We start from the raw sequence: 17,026 nt of genomic DNA, 5'->3' as shown, positions 1-17,026 counted from the left end.
TATTAAAGTGCAATATTTACTTTTTATTTGTGATCTTATATAAAAAGCTAAATATCTCAGCCACCGCCTTATATAAATTTGGCGGTATCTCTTGATCGACCTCGACCTTGCTTAAAATTTCAATGAGATCAGGATCCTCTTTGATCGGTATGTCATGCTCTTTTGCAAGGCTTATTATCTTGTTTGCTATCTCGCCAGCACCGCTTGCAAGCACCTTTGGAGCATTATCTTGCGATCTGTTGTAGCCAAGAGCGACGGCTTTTTTCTTATTTACTTGCATCAAATTTTCTTATCAAAGCCCACATCAAGGCCGCCAAAATTTTTAAATCTATCGTTTAGCTTCACCTTTGGCAAGGTTTTGATGTTAAAATTTGAAACGATTAGTCCAAGCTTTGAGATCGCTTGCTTTAGCTCGCTTGAATTTCCTAAGATAAGCTCTTTAAACTCATTTGTCTGCGTTGCCACCGATAGATCGATATAGCGTTTATCCACAAGTCCAACCATCACATTTATCTGGCCAAATTTCTTAAAATTTAGATCGATTTGGGCATAAAATTTATCCTTTTTGCCCTGTTTAAACGCGACATTTCCGCCCTCCACGCCGTCCCAGATATAAGGCATATAAGTTTGTATGCCTCCTTGCAAGCTTGAGACCATCTGATGCATCTCGATCTGCGAGATCATCTTGTTTGCAGCATTTACAGTTTGGGCGTTTTGGCTCTTTTCGCTTATGTTTAAAAGCGTGCTTTTTACATCTTGATTTAGCACCTTTGAAATTTCACTCTGGCTCTTTGTCGTGATGTTATTTATATCATTTGTGGCTAGTTTTAGCTGTTTTAAAAGCGCCTTACTCTCAGCTAGATCACTTTTTGCTGTGCTTGCTTCTGGGTCTGCTAGGCTAAGGCTGTGGGCTAGGCGTCTTGCCGCACTTTGGAGCTTATCTTGCAAGCTGCCCTCTTTCGAGACGTCGCTAAGCTCATTAAACGCCTTTACAAGTCCCGCCTCATCGCCTATGTTATTTAGCATTTTTAGATCGTTTTTTAGGCTCTCAAGGATAGCTTTTAGTTCCTTGTGGTTTGAGCTAAAAGCCGTGCTTTGATTTAGCTTTTCGCTAGCTAAATTTGCTACCTTCTCACTTAAATTTGAGATGAAATTCTCCATCTTGCCGATCTGGCTTTTAACCGCGTCTGCGCTTTGCTCTTTTGAGAAGTTTTTATCAAGAAATTTAGCCACATTATCAAGCTTATCCACATCTTTTAAAAGCGTTTTCATGATTGAGTTATCAAGGAGATTTTTAGCGTCACCACTCGCTTTTTCAAGCATGGAGGTGAGCTTCATAAATGAGTTTTGATTATCCAAGCTCTCATCATTTAGAGTTAAAATTTGACTAAGTAAATTTTGATTTGAGAGATTTTTTATATCACTTAGTAGCTTTTGTATCGAGCTTGGCAGTTTCTCTGGAGTAAGCGCATCTTTTAAATTTGCTTCAAGCATGACACCTGAGTTTTTGATCTGATCATTTAGCGAGCCAGCTTTAAGATCGGCTATTGGTTTTAGAAATTCTTTTAGTTTTAGTGCAAGGCTCTTTATCTCAGGGCTTTCGCTTTGCATAGCCTCGCTCTCTAAGCTTTTTGCAAGGTCTGAGAGCTCGCTAGCTAAATTTGGAGCGATCTTTGTATCTTTTGCCTGAGATAAAATTTGCTCAGCCTTACTAAGGCTTGAAGCGCTTTTTAGATCATCAAGCACCCTTGCAACTAGCTTGCCAACGTTATCAAGAGCGTTTGAAACGCTCTGTTCGCTTGGCGTCCCAGCTGGCTGATTTTTAAAAAGCGAGCCTTCATTTTTACGAACAGGCGCGTTTTGGGCGGCATTTTGCCCAGTTTGAACCGAGGTGTTTGATATATTTAGAGAATTTGCTACGTCCATTTTCTACTTTTTATTTTCTCTATCGGCAAAATTGCCATTTTGCTGAATAGTCGCGATGCCAGCCGTCCTTGCAACGAGCCTGTCGTTGTACTCTTTTCTCATGTGCTGCGGTATGGTCTTTTGCGTTAGCGCAAATAAAATGAGCCCAACATAAAGCACCAAATAGACATAGATAAAGCCAAATGCGCCAAAAATTTTCATCGCGTAGCTCATAAGAAGCGGCGAGAAAAGCGATGCAAAAGAGTAGCTAAAAAGCAGCGCGCGTGCCACTTGGACGCTCTTTGTCTTGTCTGTGATCTCGTCATTTGCCCTAGCTAGCGAAAGTCCGTATGTGCAAAAAATGCCGCCGCCAAAGAAAAACGAGAGTATGTATTGAACGATCAAATTTGAGCCATTTAGCAAAAATAAAACCGCACTGATTAAAGATACAACGCTACAAAGCAAGAGCGCTGGGCGTCTGCCATATTTATCTGAAAAGCCTCCGATAAATGTTTGAGCCAAGAAGCCCCCAGCCATCGCTATAGTCATAAAAAATGACGCCTCTTTTGCGCTATATCCTTGAAGCAAGACAAAGAGGCTCGCCATAGAAAAAAAGCCATTTATCGCAAGCCCTGCAACAAGAGCTCCCACGAGTGCTAGCGGGACGATACCAAAAATTTTTGGGATGTTTATGGGTTGGCGCTGCGGGATTTGAGGCTGGTTGATGCGGATTAAATTTAAAGGTATGCTTGAGAGCATGATAAAGGCTGCGCTGATGATGAAAATTTCAAATGCGCTAAGATCAAGCGCTAAGATCAAAATTCCAAGTCCAAAGCTCGTGTAGAAAACGCACTCGTAAAAGGCGATGACGCGCGATCTTATCTTGTTTGGGATCTTAGCATTTAGCCAGCTTTCTATAACCATCAAAAGTGCGTAGTAGCAATATCCCAAAAAGGCTCGCAAAATCGCCCAAAAGATCAAATTTTCACTTATGGCGTGAAGCATGGCTGAGACTGCAAATATAGATGAAAAGATAGCAAAAGCTCTGATGTGGCCGGTGGTTGAGATGACCCTGTGCGCTGTGATCGTGCTAATTAACGCTCCTATGAAAAATCCAGTGTTAATTAGTCCAATCGCAAGCTCGCCTACGCCATTTTGCTTAAGAAGTGCGCTACAAGATGCGATGACTAGGCCATTGCCTATAAAAAGCAAACTCATACCCAAAAATAGCGGCCCCATCGAGCGAATGATCCTAAAGCTACTTGCCATCTGCGTCCTTTCTCAAATTATTTTGCATTATCCCAAAGATAAAAGCTCCAATGGGCATCGGAGCAAGTCCCACCAAAAAGCCAGGCACGTTTAGTAAATTTTCATTTTTTAAAAATATAAATCCAAAAAAAAGTATCGCGTAAGCGACCAAGCGATAAGGCATAAATGCCGCTGCAAAGCTTCTATCTTTAAATGAAATTTTCTGCTTTTTTAGCCTTGCTTTTTCATCTTTTAGGCTAAATTCTTTTGCCTCATTTTGGGGCAAAATTTCATCATCTTCTTCATCCTCTTCTTCTATCTTGGCTAAAATTTCATCTCTTGCATTTTCTAGCCTTGAGTTTATGCGGTTTTTATAGGCAAAAAAGCTAGCCGTTAGGATGATAAGCGAGGCAAAAAATGAAATTTGCGAGCTTATAAAAAATTGATTTGATATAAATTTGCCAACCGCGCTAAGAGCTAGCCAAAGCGCAAAATAGCAAATAAAAAGCCTGCTAATCGTCCTCGTCATCATCGTCTTTTTTGTAGCCTTTATACCTTGTCTCATCCTTTAGCTCATCTAGGCTTTTAACCTGCGCTTTGTAGGCCTTATAGACGTTTAAAATGGCAGCTGCGATACCAATAGCAAAGCCTATCCAAAGTGCTGGCGTGAAATTTGTAGCCTTTTTTACAAGATACCCTAGCCCAGTGCCAAGCAAGATCGCAACTACGATTGAAACGCCAAGGCTTAGCTGCTCAGCCCCTGCTACGATATCTTTTATCTTAAATTTTGCCATTAAGCTTTTATCTCCAAAAATGCCTCTTTAGCTGCATTTACCGCTAGATCGATATCAGCTTCACTCATCGCGTCGCAGATAAATCCCGTCTCAAACTGGCTAGGTGCAAGATAAATTCCGCGTCTAAGCATTGCTTGATGAAATTTAGCAAAGAGTTTTGTATCGCTCTTTAGCGCATCATCGTAGTTTTTTACTGCATGCTCTGTAAAAAAGTAGCCAAACATCGAGCCACGAACCTCAGTTTGGATGGTGATGCCAGCGCTTTTTGCAGCCTCTTTGAAGCCCTCCATTAGTTTTAGGGCAAGTTTTTCAAGTCTAGCGTATAAATTTACATCGCTATTTATCTTTGAAATAGCCGCTATACCAGCGCTCATCGCCACTGGGTTGCCACTTAGCGTGCCTGCTTGATAGACAGCACCATCTGGGCTTAGGCAGTCCATAATTTCAGCCTTACCGCCAAATGCAGCGACGTTCATGCCTCCACCTATAACCTTGCCAAATGTGACAAGGTCAGCATTCACTTCGTGAAATGGATATGAGCCGAGGCGAGAAGCCCTAAAGCCGCTCATAACCTCATCAAGGATGAGCACAGCGCCAAATTTATCGCAAAGCTCTCTAAGCTCACGTAAAAATTTCTTATCAGCTGGCACAAGTCCCATATTTCCTGCGATTGGCTCGATTATGACGACGCCTATTTTGTCTTTATTGTTCTCAAAAATAGCTTTTACGCTCTCTATATCGTTGTAGATAGCTAAAAATGTATTTTTCACAACGTCTTGTGGCACACCGCTGCTTGAAGCGTTGCCGTATGTCGTTGCGCCACTTCCTGCTTTGATAAGAAGTGCGTCACTGTGTCCGTGGTAGCAGCCTTCAAATTTGATAAGGCCGTCTTTTTTAGAGTAACCTCTAGCCACTCTGATCGCGCTCATGGTAGCCTCCGTGCCAGAGCTAACGAAGCGAATTTTATCTATTTGTTTAAACTCATCACATATTAGCTTTGCTAAAGCGGTCTCTTTTGGTGAGGGAGCGCCGTAAGATACGCCTTGTTTTACAGCAGAGATGATCGCTTCTTCTATGTCTTTGTCGCAGTGACCAAAGATGAGCGGGCCCCAGCTTTGGATGAAGTCAAGGTATTTTTTACCCTCGACGTCGTATAGATAAGCGCCCTTTGCGTGATCTATCATCACAGGCTCGCCTCCAACACTGCCAAATGCACGAACAGGTGAATTTACGCCGCCTGGGATATATTTTTTAGCTTCACTAAATGCCTCTTTATTTGTCATTTTTTATCCTTTTGATTTTGTGTTTTTAAATTTGTCTTTTGATTATCTTTTTGATTTGTTACTGGTTTTACTGGTGACTTTGGTGCCTGGGTGTTAGCTGGCTTTGCGGGCTCAGCTGGCTTAGTTGGTGCCTTTTGTGCCTGCGCGGTGGTTGGCTCTACTGCTTTTGCCGCAGGGGCAGCTTTAGCAGGTTCAGGCTGTTTTTGCGTAGCAGCAGGAGCGGCTGGCTTAGCTAAATTTTTTGGTGCTACTTTTGTGGCTTTTGCAGGAGGTTTCATCTGATTTGTGATGTATTCATAAAGGATGGTCGTCTCTTCGTCTGTCAAAAAGTAGCTTGGCATGACGCCTTTTGGCTTTGTTAGAGCTGCTTTAAAACTTTCAAAATCTATATCATTTATCTTTGGCGCTCTAAGCTCATCATCGACCGTTTTGTTTGCTTTTTTGTCAAAGTGCTTGTATTTAGAGATTAGGCTGCCCTCGCCCTTTGCGCCGTGACATTTATCACAGCCTATGCCACGCGGATTTAGGTAGAGCATCTTGGCGTACTCGGTCTTTGTGATAAAATCAGCTCCAAAAATCGCCACGCAAAAAAGCAAAATCAAAAAAACAGACCTCATAAACCTCTCTTTTAAAAATTTAATTTATTTTTAGGTATGATACCACCCTTGTGATTAAAAAAGCTTTTAAATAAGGATCGAATATGAAAATTTTAGACGGAAAAGCCGTATCTTTAAAGGTCAAAGAAAGCGTAAAAGTAAGAGCTGATGAGCTAAAGAAATTTGGTGTCGAGCCAACCTTAGCCGTCGTCTTAGTCGGCGAAGATAAGGCATCTCAAACATACGTTAGAGCCAAAGAGAAAGCCTGCAACGAATACGGCATAAAAAGCGTGGCTCACCGTCTAAGCGAAAATACAACCCAAAACGAGCTACTTGCACTTATAAACGTGCTAAATTTAGACGATAGCATCCATGGTATCTTGGTTCAGCTGCCACTACCAAAGCACATCGACACAAACATCGTGCTCGCAGCGATCGATCCACAAAAAGATGTAGATGGCTTTCACGCTGTAAATGTTGGCAAACTTGTTAGCGGACTTGATGGCTTTGTGCCTTGTACCCCGCTTGGCGTGATGGAGATTTTAAAAGAGTATGGCATAGATGTAGCTGGGCTAAATGCAGTGGTGATCGGAAGAAGCAACATCGTTGGCAAACCTATGGCAAATTTACTCCTAAATGCCTCTGCAACGGTTACGGTCACGCATAGCAAGACTAAAAATTTAAAAGAAATTTGCAAAAACGCTGACCTTATAGTCGCAGCCATTGGCAAACCATTTTTCTTAAAGGCCGACATGGTAAAAGATGGCGTAGTAGTCGTTGATGTAGGCATAAACAGACTAGATGATGGCAGGCTTGTGGGTGATGTGGATTTTTATGAGGTCGCACCAAAATGCTCATACATCACGCCTGTTCCTGGCGGCGTTGGTCCGATGACCATAGCCATGCTTTTAAACAACACCATCCTTGCTGCACAAGCAAAGATAGCTAAAAATTAAAGAGTGAGATAATGAAGAGAGCTTTTACTAAATTTTATGACTTTTGCTCGAGCTGGACAGGCACGGTTATCATCGTTTTGCTTGTCATTTTCTTTGTAGCTCAAGCCTTTGTGATCCCGTCTGGTTCGATGAAAAACACGCTTTTGGTTGGGGATTTTTTATTTGCCAAAAAGTATGTTTATGGCATACCAACGCCAAGAATTCCATGGCTTGAGGTAAAAATTTTACCTGAGCTAAATGACAATGGGCATCTCATAACTGGCGATGGTCCTGCAAGGGGCGATATAGTCGTATTTCGCTATCCAAATGATGAGAAAACTCACTTTGTAAAGCGCTGCTTTGCAACTAGCGAGGACGAGATCGTTTTTACTGAAAAAGCCCTCTATCTACGCCCAAAAGAGGGAGATAGCTTTATAAAGGCAAACTGCCGTGAAAATTTAAACGGCAAAGAGAGCAAATTTGGCTACTCATGCAAGGACGTTGTCGAGCTTGATGGCAAACTTTTCATAAAAGAGCCATATAGATTTAGCGGCATCCACTACGACGAAAATGTAAATTTATTTGAGCAGATGGTTTTCATGCTAAACACAAACAAATCAAACGTTTTTATGAAGCCAGCGCTCATTAGCTCACTACCGCAAAATCCAAATTTTAACTTTAACGCTTTTTACGTCAAAGTGCCAAAAGATGAGTACTTTATGATAGGCGACAACCGCGACCACTCAAACGATAGCCGTTTTTGGGGAAGCGTGGCTTATAAAGATATAGTTGGACAGCCTTGGTTTATATATTTTAGCTGGGACAATAACTACAATGTGCGCTGGGAGCGTATCGGACGCTTTGTAGATACGATAGAAAACGATGAGTTTTTCACAAAACAAGCTCTAAAAGAGGGAGAAGTTGATGGACTTCACTAATTTTGACCCTATCAAAGTCATCACTATCGTCCTCTCTTTAATAATCGCCATCGTCGGTCACGAGATCGCTCACGGATATGTCGCTTATAAATTTGGTGACAACACAGCAAAAAATCTTGGCAGACTTAGCATAAACCCTATAAAACACATCGATCTTGTTGGCACTATCATCGTGCCACTGGTGCTTTATCTAAGCACTGGTATGATGTTTGGCTGGGCAAAACCAGTGCCTGTAAATACATACACAGTCGTGCGAAATGGCGGCTACAAAGCAGCTATCTACGTAAGTCTAGCTGGCATTTGCTACAACGTCATCTTAGGCATCTTATCGCTTTTTGTGCTAAAGGCTTTATTAAATATAGAAACCTTTGAAATTTTACTTCAGTTTTTATTTACGCTTGCGCTTTTAAATTTGATGTTAGCTATCTTTAACCTCTATCCGATCCCGCCACTTGATGGCTTTCACGCGCTCGAGTATGCGCTTAGAAATTTTGGCTTTCACGCACTGGCTGAAAAGTTTGAGAGCATCTCAAGATACGGCTTTGTCATCCTTATCATCATCCTCGTCTCGCCTTTAAAAGATACTATCTTTTATCCGACAAGATACGTTTTAGATATCGCGAGCGCCTTTATAAACGGCTAAATTTAGAGCAAATTTGCTCTAAATTTTTGGCTTTGTGATCTTATAAGAGTACTCTTTTTTAAATTCCTCTTTTGGTGCAAGGCTAAATTTAAGCTCCACCTTGCCATCTTTGCTGATATCTTTTTTATCAAAGCCCTTTATCTCGACCTTTACCGCCTCGTCGGCAGATACTGGCACGCGATCAACCAAAGTGACATCGACACTTTTACTTGAGTTATTTTTGACACTTATCTTATAGCCCTCTTCGCTTATGCGATCCTTACCAAGAAACGAGCTCTTTTTAAATTTATTTAAGCGCTCTTTTTTAAGCTCGATTAGCTCGTTTTGCCCCAAAAATAGCTGAGTGGGCTCATCTTTAGCTTTCATCTCAAACTCGCTTGGACTGCCAACACTCACGCCATTAACGTAAAACTGCGTTTTAGCTGGTGTTAGATCATCATTTAGCTTAAAGCTAGCTACGTTATATGCCTTTAGCGAGCCGTAAAAATCAACAAAAACGCTAAAATTTGCGTCCATTTTTTGCGTGTCGTAAGTTATATATTTGCTCTCGCCCTTTGCTAAATTTATCCCATCTATCTTCCAAATTTTAGCAAACTCATTCTCATCTCTTTGCACACGCATATCAGCGACCTCAGCAGCGACTTTCGCAGCTCTTAGCATATTTTTTGAAGCACCGTAACCATCAGCCTCTGCCTCGCTCTCCTCGTACCAAGGGTAAAACTTGCTTGGAGCAAGCGCCTTTTGATATCTGGTCGGATAGATAGCGAGCTTTAAATTTTTAACTTCGCTGGCAAAAGGATTAGTGAGCAAAATTTCTTGTTTTATTAAGATATTTTTGTTTTTTGTATCTGCATAAATTTCATTTAGCGTCTTTGGCGCCTCATCATCCATGTATGAAAGCGTCACCTCTTTTAGGTCGCAAGCAAATTTCATATCAAGCTGCAAAAATCCAGCCATCTCGCTCTTTGGCTCATTTTCTTTAAGCGCTTCAAGCTCACTTTTAGCAGCTGAAATTTTCTCGATATTTTCTAGGCTAAATTTATAAAACTCATCAGCTCTTTTTGTCACATCGTTACTTTTGTTTTCTTCTACTAAAGCCTGCTCTATAAACCTACCTCTTGCATTTAACGCCTCAAGTTTGTTGTTTAAATTTGCAACTCCTTGCTTCCATTTTATGTAACTTGGGCTATTTTCTTCGCTGATCTTTTTTAGATAAGCATTCGCATCACAATCCCCATTTATAGTGATGTTCTCACTCTGCACACCTTCTGGCACAAAGGCGCTAAAAGAGCTATTTGCGTCACTAAATTTTTGAGTGATGATGGTTTGATCTGTGTAGATCTCTATTAGATTTTCATTTGCAAAGGCTAACGTAGAAGCCACTAAAAAGAGCGCTTTTTTCATATTTTCTCCTTTAAATTTTTGGTAAATTATAGCTTCATTTTGGCTGAGAGTAAAATTTTATTTTAATGCAACTTTGACTATAATCAACAAAAAATTTAACGGACTTTTCATGAAGATAGACAAAGTTTTCTTAGCTAGCGATCACGCTGGTTTTGAGCTAAAAAACGAGCTTAAAGAGGCTATTAAAGGGCTTGGATACGAAGTGGTTGATCTTGGTACAAACGATAAAAATAGCGTTGATTACCCTGATTATGCGCATTTGCTAGCGAGCAAGCTTGAGCCTAACTGCTACGGCGTGCTAGTTTGTGGCACTGGCATAGGCATATCAATAGCTGCAAATAGGCACGAAAACGTAAGGTGCGCCCTTTGTCACGACGAATTTACCGCTAGACTTGCCAGAGAGCACAACGACGCAAACGTGATCGCTTTTGGCGCAAGGGTTATTGGCGCAGGCGTGGCTATCTCGGCGGTTGAAGCCTTTTTAAAGACTGAGTTTGCAGGCGGCAGACACGAAAGAAGAGTCAAAAAAATAGAGCTTGAGGCAGGCAAATGATAGGCGAGTGGATCGTTTTTACCGCTCTTGTTTGTGCTGCGATCTACCTAACCGTCATGGTTTTTTACTTCAAAACGCTTCTAAAAAAAGAGCGTGCGACAAAAGATTTTATGAAAAATAACCTCCAAGATACCGAGGTCGTCATAAGAAAATTTCAGATCCAACTTCAACGAAGTCTAGGCAACATCGACATCTTGACAGATGAGCTAAACAAAACTAAAAACGACGTAACCTCACTTCGCACAAGAAATTCCCAGTACCGCTTAGAAAACGATAAGCTAAGACAACGAATTCGTGAGCTTGAGGGCAAGATCGAAGCGCTACTTTAACATCAAATTTAAGGAAATTTATGAAAATTTTAGATCAAAAAGGCAAAGAATTTTTACTAAACTCTATTCGCTGCATAAACGACTTTCCAAAGCCTGGCATAGTCTTTCGCGACATCACTACGCTACTAAATAACAAAGAGGCATTTAACTTTTTGATAGATCATTTGGTGGCTAGATATGAGGACGCAAAGATTGATTACATCGCTGGCATCGAGTCACGTGGCTTCATCTTTGGCGCGGCGCTTGCAGCAAGACTAAGGCTGCCTTTTGTGCCTATTCGCAAGCCAAAAAAACTACCTTTTATCACGCTTTCTCAAAAATATAGCCTAGAGTACGGCGTCGATGAAGTGCAAATTCATATCGATGCTTTTGGAGAAAAAGCGGGTGCAAGAGTGCTTTTGATGGATGATCTCATAGCCACTGGAGGCACTGCAAAGGCTTCAGTTGAGCTTATCAATCAAACTAACGCGACCTGCGTAGAAGCGTGCTTTCTCATAGATCTAGTCGATCTAAAAGGTAGCGAAAAGCTAAAGTCGCTTACTAAAATTTACAGCGTTTTAGAGGTTTAGAATGGAAGAGTTTTTTATAGAACTGCTTAAAGAATACGGCTACATCATACTTTTTGTCTGGTGTATCATGGAGGGCGAGATGGCCTTAATAATGGCTGGAATTCTCGCTCACACCACGCACATGCATATCGCGCTTGCTATCTTTGTGGCTGGACTTGGAGGCTTTGTGGGAGATCAAATTTACTTCTACCTTGGCCGTTACAATAAAAAATACATCGCAAAAAGGCTTCACACGCAGCGGAGAAAATTTGCAGTGGCACATATAATGCTGAAAAAATACGGCTGGCCGATCATCTTTTTGCAACGCTATATGTATGGCTTTCGTGTCATCATACCGCTTTGCATAGGACTTACTGGTTATGACGCTAAAAAATACGCCTTTATAAATTTAATCAGCGCTTGGTGCTGGGCGGCGATCACTACCATACCTGCTTGGATACTTGGCGAGCATATATTAGTGCTGCTTCAAAAAGCAAAAGAGCACTGGTACGTCGCTATCCCAGTGGTTGCTATATTTATGGGGCTTTTGATCTATGCATTTAAGCGCATCGAAAATAAAATTTTAAACGAAAGGAGAGACAGAAGACATGCAGTTTCAAATAGTTGATAAAAAATTAAAAGATATAAAAGCTGATATTGAACTAATTTTCGTAGTAGATAAGGAGTTAAAACATAAATTTATAGGCGATAAAGAGGCTATTAAATTTAATAATTACAAAGGCGATAGCGTCCTCATCCTAAGCGAGGCAAAAAGGGCTTACGTGCCACTTTCTAAGCTTGATCTTGACGAGCTTAGAGTTGCAGCCGCTAAAGCTTATAACGCGTTAAAATCGCTAAATATTAAGAGCATAAAGCTAGCTTCTTACGTAGCGGAGTGCCAAAAACTAAGCTTTGAAGCGCTAGCTGAGGGCTTTTTGCTTGGAAGTTATGAATTTAACAAATATAAAGAGAAAAAAGAGAAATACACCCTAAAAGAGATCATCTTTTCTACTGAAGAATTTTCTGGCAAAAAGGTCGATCTAAAGGCAGCAAACGAGGGCTTTAAAGAAGCAGCGATCATCGCTGAGGCTACAAATTTCACAAAAGATATCGTAAATGAAATCCCAGAAATTTACACACCGCAAAAGATGGCGCAGGACGCTTTAAATTTAGCCAAAAACACCACAAGCATAAAGTGCGAGGTCTATGACGAGAAATTTCTAGCTAAAGAGAATATGAACGCATTTTTGGCGGTAAATCGCGCAAGCGTGCATAAACCAAGACTCATCCACCTAACCTATAAGCCTAAAAAGTCTAAAAAACGCATCATCTTTGTTGGCAAAGGGCTAACATACGATAGTGGCGGACTTAGCTTGAAGCCGGCTGATTATATGCTCACTATGAAATCAGACAAAAGCGGCGCAGCAGCAGCTCTTGGCATCATAAAAGGTGCAGCAGAGCTAAATTTACCATTTGAAATTCACGCCATTTTGGGTGCCACTGAAAATATGATCGGTGGCAACGCTTATAAGCCTGATGACGTGCTTATTTCAAGAAGCGGCGTTAGCATAGAGGTTAGAAACACCGATGCAGAGGGACGTTTGGTCTTGGCTGATTGCCTAAGCTACGCACAGGACTTTAAGCCAGACATCCTAATCGACATGGCGACCTTAACTGGCGCTTGCGTCGTGGGACTTGGCGAATACACAACAGGCATCATGGGCAACAGCGAAAGCCTAAAAAGCGAGTTCAAAAACAAGATAAAAGATAGCGGCGAGCTAGCGACTACGCTTGATTTCAACCCTTATCTTAGCGAGCTTATCAAAAGCCAGATCGCAGACGTTAGCAACTGCGCCTCAAGCAGATATGGCGGCGCGATCACAGCTGGCATGTTTTTGGCTAAATTTATCAAAGATGAGTATAAAGACAAGTGGCTACACCTTGATATCGCAGGCCCAGCATACCGCGAAAAGGCTTGGGGATACAACCAAGCAGGTGCGAGCGGAGCTGGCGTGAGGATGAATTTATACTTTTTACAAGCACTTAGCAAGGAGAATTGATGGGACTTTCAGTTGGAATAGTAGGCCTGCCAAATGTGGGCAAATCAACGACATTTAATGCACTTACAAAGGCGCAAAATGCCGAGAGCGCGAACTATCCGTTTTGTACGATCGAGCCAAACAAAGCCATCGTGCCAGTGCCTGATAAGCGCCTAAATGAGCTTGCAAAGATAGTAAGTCCTAATAAAATTCAATATTCAACCATCGAATTCGTAGATATCGCAGGCCTTGTAAAAGGGGCTAGCTCTGGCGAGGGTCTTGGTAATAAATTTTTATCAAACATCAGAGAGACCGAGCTTATCTTACACATAGTTCGCTGCTTTGAGGACGAAAACATCACTCACGTCGAGGGCAACGTCGATCCAGTAAGAGACATCGAGATCATCCAAACCGAGCTGATACTAGCTGACATCGAGCAGCTAAATAAAAAGATAGAAAAGCTCACAAGAGAGGCAAAAGCAAACGCAAAAGGCGCAAAAGAGGCGCTTGAGATAGCAAATTTACTTCTGGCTCACCTAAATGATGGCAAAAGTGCAAGCAGCTTTGAGCAAAGAGATAGTGAGGCGTTTTTGGCACTAAACAAAGAGTTAAGGCTTCTAAGCGCAAAAGAGGTAGTTTATGGCGCAAATGTCGATGAAGATGGACTTAGCGAAGATAATAAATTTGTAAAAGCGCTAAAAGAGTATGCTAAGGCCTCGGACCACGAGGTGATCAAGCTTTGCGCCAAGGTCGAAGAGGAGCTAATAGGTCTAAGCGACGAAGAGGCTCACGAGTTTTTGGCATCTCTTGGCACGAGTGAAAGCGGCCTTGAAAAGATCATCAAAACGTCTTTTGCAAAGCTAAATTTGATAAGCTATTTCACCGCTGGTGTCGTGGAAGTAAGGGCTTGGACGATCACAAATGGCTGGAAAGCGCCAAAAGCAGCAAGCGTCATCCACAATGACTTTGAGAGAGGCTTTATTAGAGCTGAAGTGATAAGCTATGAGGACTACATCGCACATGGCGGCGAAAACGGAGCCAAAGAAGCTGGCAAGATGAGACTTGAAGGCAAAGACTACGTCGTGCAAGATGGCGACGTGATGCACTTTAGGTTTAATGTCTAAATTTAGCCCTTTTTGGGCTAAATTTATCAAATTTCATGCTTATTGAATTTTAAAAATATTAAAGGAAAGTTTGTGCTCACAGCAGATAATGTCTCAGAAATTTTTTATCAAATTACAAATAAAAAAGCACAACATATAGTGGCACTAGGAGGAATGACTAACTCAAATTTTCTTATCACAACTTCAAATGTCGATGAACCAGACAACCAATATGTTTTAAGAATTCCTGGATTAAATTCAAATAATATGATAAATAGACTTTGGGAAATAAAAAATCAAATTTTAGCTTCTGACTTCGGATTAAACGTACCAACTGTATATTTTAATGAAAATAATGGTATAAAAATAACTAAATTTTTAAAAGGAGCAGAAACGCTTAAGCCAAATACAATCAAAGAACATATAAAAGATATTGTAAAAAGGCTTCGTGAATTACATACAAGCAATTTAAAATTTCAAAACGAATTTAATCCTTTTTTAGAATTAGATAAATATTTGCGCTTAGTCAAAAAAGAAAACTTAAATGTTTTTAATGACGATTTAGAAAAAAGTATTATTTTTTTTAAAGAACTGGAAAAACATATATACAAAATAAACCAATCAAAGTATGGATCAAATTTATTTTTAAAACCGACACATGGTGACTTAGTATCAGAAAATATACTGTTTGATAATGGTAAAATTTATATAATAGATTGGGAATATTCAGGACTTAACGATCCTTTATGGGACATTGCATCACTATTTTTAGAAAACAATTTTACAAAAAAAGATGAAGAATATTTTCTTGGTTTATACAGTGCAGATAAACAAGATAGGCAAAAAATAGGAATTTTTAAAAATATCCAAGATATATTATGGACAGTTTGGACGCTTGCAAAATTAGATAACCAAAATAAAAAAGAGTACCTAGAGTATGCAAAAAATAGATTAGAAAGGGTTTTAAAATATAATATATGAATATAGGATATATTGCTGCGTTAGCAAGTGGACTTTTGTGGGCATTAGACGGCATATTCTTGTCCTTTTTACAGGTCCCTAGTATTATTATTGCCATATTCCATGATGGCTTAAGTTTTGTTTTTATTCTATTTTATTTAATTATTTCTAGATCTTTTAAAAATATAACCAAAATCCCAAAAAATAGTATTAAAATTATAATAACTGCCTCCTTTTTTGGAGGTTTTATTGGTATGGGGTCTTTTATAGCTTCAATTTATTACTCTGGAGTCTCAACAGCTGCACTTTTTAGTTCATTATATCCTATTATAAGTATTGTTTTATCAAAATTTTTCCTTAAAGATAGACTAAAACCAATAGGCTACTTTGGTATCACGATTGCCGTTTTTGCAAGTATTTGTTTATGTTTTATCATGTATGAGTATTTTGAGTTTAATGCTCTTGGTACATTATTTGGATTTCTGTGTGCTATTGGTTGGGGAACCGAATGTGTGATAATAAATATTGCATTAAAAGATAGTATCGATACAAAATTTGCTCTTTTCATAAGACAAGGAATAAGTTTTTCTTGCTTTTTAATTTGTTTTGCTATTCTTTTTATGTTTTTTGATGATTTTTATTTAGGAAGAAACATAACTATTGACATAGAACTTAGCAAAATTATATTGGCTTCATTTTTTGGTACAATTTCATATATTTTATATTATATTGGCATACAAAAAATAGGGGCTCTCAGAGCTATGGGGTTAAATATCTCTTATAGTTTTTGGGCTATTTTGTTAAGCTATTTTTTTGGAGCCAAGATGGTTTTTGCAAAGACAATACTGTCAATAATTTTAATTTCTGGTTCATTGTTAAGTAACTTATAGGGTAATTATGAATGCAATTATACTAGCAGCAGGGCTTGGGTCTAGGTTAAAAGAATTAACAAAAAATAAGCATAAAGCGCTTTTTGAAATAGAAGGCGTACCAAATATTGAAAGAACTATAAATTTTTTACATGAAATAAATATAAAAGAAATTTATATAATTACCGGATATTTAAGCGAACAATTTGAATATCTAAAAGACAAATTCAATGTAGAACTAATTAAAAATAATAATTATGATAAACTTAACAACTTATCATCTTTCTCCTTAGCTCTACCATATTTTGCAGATAGTTTTATAATAGATGCGGATGTTGTATTATTAAAGAATGTTCTTCATATTCCAACTACTTCAACTTATTTTACTACAATTAGAAAAAAAACCGACAAAAAAGAGTGGGTTATAAAAAAGCATAATAACAGAGTTATAGGGGTTGAAATTTGCAATAAAGTAGAGTCGTCTCTTCTTGGTATAAGTTTTTTTGTAAAAAAAGATGCTGAAATCATAAAAAAACACATAGAGAGTTTAGGCGAAGAGTCTTTTTTGGACCCTAAAAAATACTATGACAATGCGATATTAGATACTCTTTACAATATAAATATGGGATTTATAGATATAAATAATAATCTAGTCGCAGAAATTGATGACATGGATGATTTAAACGAATTAAATTTTAAAATAAAAGCTTTAAAATTAGATAAATTTCAATAAATAAAATAAAAAATGCTTATAATCTGATATTTTCACAACTAAAAAATACAATAAATTAATAAAAATTCAAAACATTTTTAGTAAATGTATTTACTATTTATAAATTTTATTAAATGATTATTATTTTATACACTAATGTTTATCTA

The 17,026-nt window shown here is 39.2% G+C and carries 19 protein-coding genes and 1 pseudogene; 12 read left to right on the top strand and 8 right to left on the bottom strand.

Going from position 1 to position 17,026, the window contains the following annotated elements; translation table 11 throughout:
* Positions 1-16 precede the first annotated feature (16 nt).
* The 7 genes and pseudogenes from CVT07_RS02780 to CVT07_RS02750 form a co-directional block, all read right to left on the bottom strand.
* A complete protein-coding gene (locus CVT07_RS02780) occupies positions 17-283 on the bottom strand; it encodes a FlhB-like flagellar biosynthesis protein (RefSeq protein ID WP_223227339.1) in 267 nt (88 codons plus the stop codon).
* Positions 280-1,926: a flagellar hook-length control protein FliK gene (locus CVT07_RS02775; RefSeq protein ID WP_107937536.1), complete on the bottom strand. Its 1,647-nt coding sequence runs from the start codon at positions 1,924-1,926 to the stop codon at positions 280-282. Before CVT07_RS02775 ends, CVT07_RS02780 begins: the two co-directional genes overlap by 4 nt.
* Positions 1,927-1,929: 3 nt before the next feature.
* Complete coding sequence (locus CVT07_RS02770) at positions 1,930-3,174, bottom strand: MFS transporter (protein WP_103558738.1); 1,245 nt, start codon at positions 3,172-3,174, stop codon at positions 1,930-1,932.
* The gene (locus CVT07_RS02765) at positions 3,164-3,718 is read right to left on the bottom strand and encodes a hypothetical protein (protein ID WP_230855733.1); all 555 of its coding nucleotides are present in this window, start codon (positions 3,716-3,718) and stop codon (positions 3,164-3,166) included. The genes CVT07_RS02770 and CVT07_RS02765 overlap by 11 nt, the downstream gene beginning before the upstream one ends.
* Positions 3,666-3,947, bottom strand: coding sequence for an AtpZ/AtpI family protein (locus CVT07_RS02760; RefSeq protein ID WP_103568304.1), 282 nt, complete (start codon positions 3,945-3,947; stop codon positions 3,666-3,668). The genes CVT07_RS02765 and CVT07_RS02760 overlap by 53 nt, the downstream gene beginning before the upstream one ends.
* A complete protein-coding gene (gene hemL / locus CVT07_RS02755) occupies positions 3,947-5,230 on the bottom strand; it encodes a glutamate-1-semialdehyde 2,1-aminomutase (RefSeq protein ID WP_107937532.1) in 1,284 nt (427 codons plus the stop codon). Before hemL ends, CVT07_RS02760 begins: the two co-directional genes overlap by 1 nt.
* Before the next feature lie 281 nt (positions 5,231-5,511).
* A pseudogene (locus CVT07_RS02750) lies at positions 5,512-5,847 on the bottom strand (c-type cytochrome); the annotation flags it as partial.
* Between the two features lie 83 nt (positions 5,848-5,930).
* Between CVT07_RS02750 and folD the strand changes: the two are divergent.
* From folD to CVT07_RS02735, 3 genes are read left to right on the top strand one after another with little or no spacing between them, the layout of a single operon-like run.
* On the top strand, positions 5,931-6,782 hold the full coding sequence (gene folD, locus CVT07_RS02745; protein ID WP_107937528.1) for a bifunctional methylenetetrahydrofolate dehydrogenase/methenyltetrahydrofolate cyclohydrolase FolD: 852 nt from the start codon (positions 5,931-5,933) through the stop codon (positions 6,780-6,782).
* Between the two features lie 11 nt (positions 6,783-6,793).
* The gene (gene lepB / locus CVT07_RS02740) at positions 6,794-7,699 is read left to right on the top strand and encodes a signal peptidase I (protein WP_021083635.1); all 906 of its coding nucleotides are present in this window, start codon (positions 6,794-6,796) and stop codon (positions 7,697-7,699) included.
* Complete coding sequence (locus CVT07_RS02735; protein ID WP_107937526.1) at positions 7,686-8,342, top strand: site-2 protease family protein; 657 nt, start codon at positions 7,686-7,688, stop codon at positions 8,340-8,342. Before lepB ends, CVT07_RS02735 begins: the two co-directional genes overlap by 14 nt.
* Positions 8,343-8,360: 18 nt before the next feature.
* Here CVT07_RS02735 and CVT07_RS02730 read toward each other — a convergent pair whose 3' ends face one another.
* On the bottom strand, positions 8,361-9,746 hold the full coding sequence (locus tag CVT07_RS02730; RefSeq protein WP_107937524.1) for a DUF4139 domain-containing protein: 1,386 nt from the start codon (positions 9,744-9,746) through the stop codon (positions 8,361-8,363).
* Between the two features lie 109 nt (positions 9,747-9,855).
* Between CVT07_RS02730 and rpiB the strand changes: the two genes are divergently transcribed.
* The 9 genes from rpiB to CVT07_RS02685 all read left to right on the top strand — a co-directional run bounded on the left by rpiB (position 9,856) and on the right by CVT07_RS02685 (position 16,880).
* On the top strand, positions 9,856-10,299 hold the full coding sequence (gene rpiB, locus CVT07_RS02725) for a ribose 5-phosphate isomerase B (RefSeq protein ID WP_021086444.1): 444 nt from the start codon (positions 9,856-9,858) through the stop codon (positions 10,297-10,299).
* Positions 10,296-10,628: a hypothetical protein gene (locus tag CVT07_RS02720; protein ID WP_002939538.1), complete on the top strand. Its 333-nt coding sequence runs from the start codon at positions 10,296-10,298 to the stop codon at positions 10,626-10,628. Before rpiB ends, CVT07_RS02720 begins: the two co-directional genes overlap by 4 nt.
* 20 nt (positions 10,629-10,648) lie before the next feature.
* Positions 10,649-11,197 carry an adenine phosphoribosyltransferase gene (gene apt / locus CVT07_RS02715; protein WP_087581040.1) on the top strand — a complete coding sequence of 183 codons (549 nt, stop codon included), beginning with the start codon at positions 10,649-10,651 and terminating at the stop codon, positions 11,195-11,197.
* A gap of 1 nt (position 11,198) precedes the next feature.
* Positions 11,199-11,804, top strand: coding sequence for a DedA family protein (locus tag CVT07_RS02710; RefSeq protein ID WP_021086394.1), 606 nt, complete (start codon positions 11,199-11,201; stop codon positions 11,802-11,804).
* Positions 11,785-13,236: a leucyl aminopeptidase gene (locus CVT07_RS02705; protein ID WP_107937522.1), complete on the top strand. Its 1,452-nt coding sequence runs from the start codon at positions 11,785-11,787 to the stop codon at positions 13,234-13,236. The genes CVT07_RS02710 and CVT07_RS02705 overlap by 20 nt, the downstream gene beginning before the upstream one ends.
* The gene (gene ychF, locus CVT07_RS02700; RefSeq protein WP_107937520.1) at positions 13,236-14,339 is read left to right on the top strand and encodes a redox-regulated ATPase YchF; all 1,104 of its coding nucleotides are present in this window, start codon (positions 13,236-13,238) and stop codon (positions 14,337-14,339) included. Before CVT07_RS02705 ends, ychF begins: the two co-directional genes overlap by 1 nt.
* Before the next feature lie 72 nt (positions 14,340-14,411).
* Positions 14,412-15,299: a choline kinase family protein gene (locus CVT07_RS02695; protein WP_107937518.1), complete on the top strand. Its 888-nt coding sequence runs from the start codon at positions 14,412-14,414 to the stop codon at positions 15,297-15,299.
* Positions 15,296-16,168 (top strand): DMT family transporter, encoded by an 873-nt coding sequence (locus CVT07_RS02690; protein WP_107937516.1) that lies wholly within the window; start codon positions 15,296-15,298, stop codon positions 16,166-16,168. Before CVT07_RS02695 ends, CVT07_RS02690 begins: the two co-directional genes overlap by 4 nt.
* Positions 16,169-16,175: 7 nt before the next feature.
* Positions 16,176-16,880: an NTP transferase domain-containing protein gene (locus CVT07_RS02685; RefSeq protein ID WP_196375753.1), complete on the top strand. Its 705-nt coding sequence runs from the start codon at positions 16,176-16,178 to the stop codon at positions 16,878-16,880.
* The last annotated feature ends 146 nt before the right edge of the window (positions 16,881-17,026 follow it).

The sequence above is a fragment of the Campylobacter concisus genome, from assembly GCF_003048875.2.
Lineage (GTDB): Bacteria > Campylobacterota > Campylobacteria > Campylobacterales > Campylobacteraceae > Campylobacter_A > Campylobacter_A concisus_AU.
This window is presented reverse-complemented; position numbering and strand designations above follow the sequence as displayed.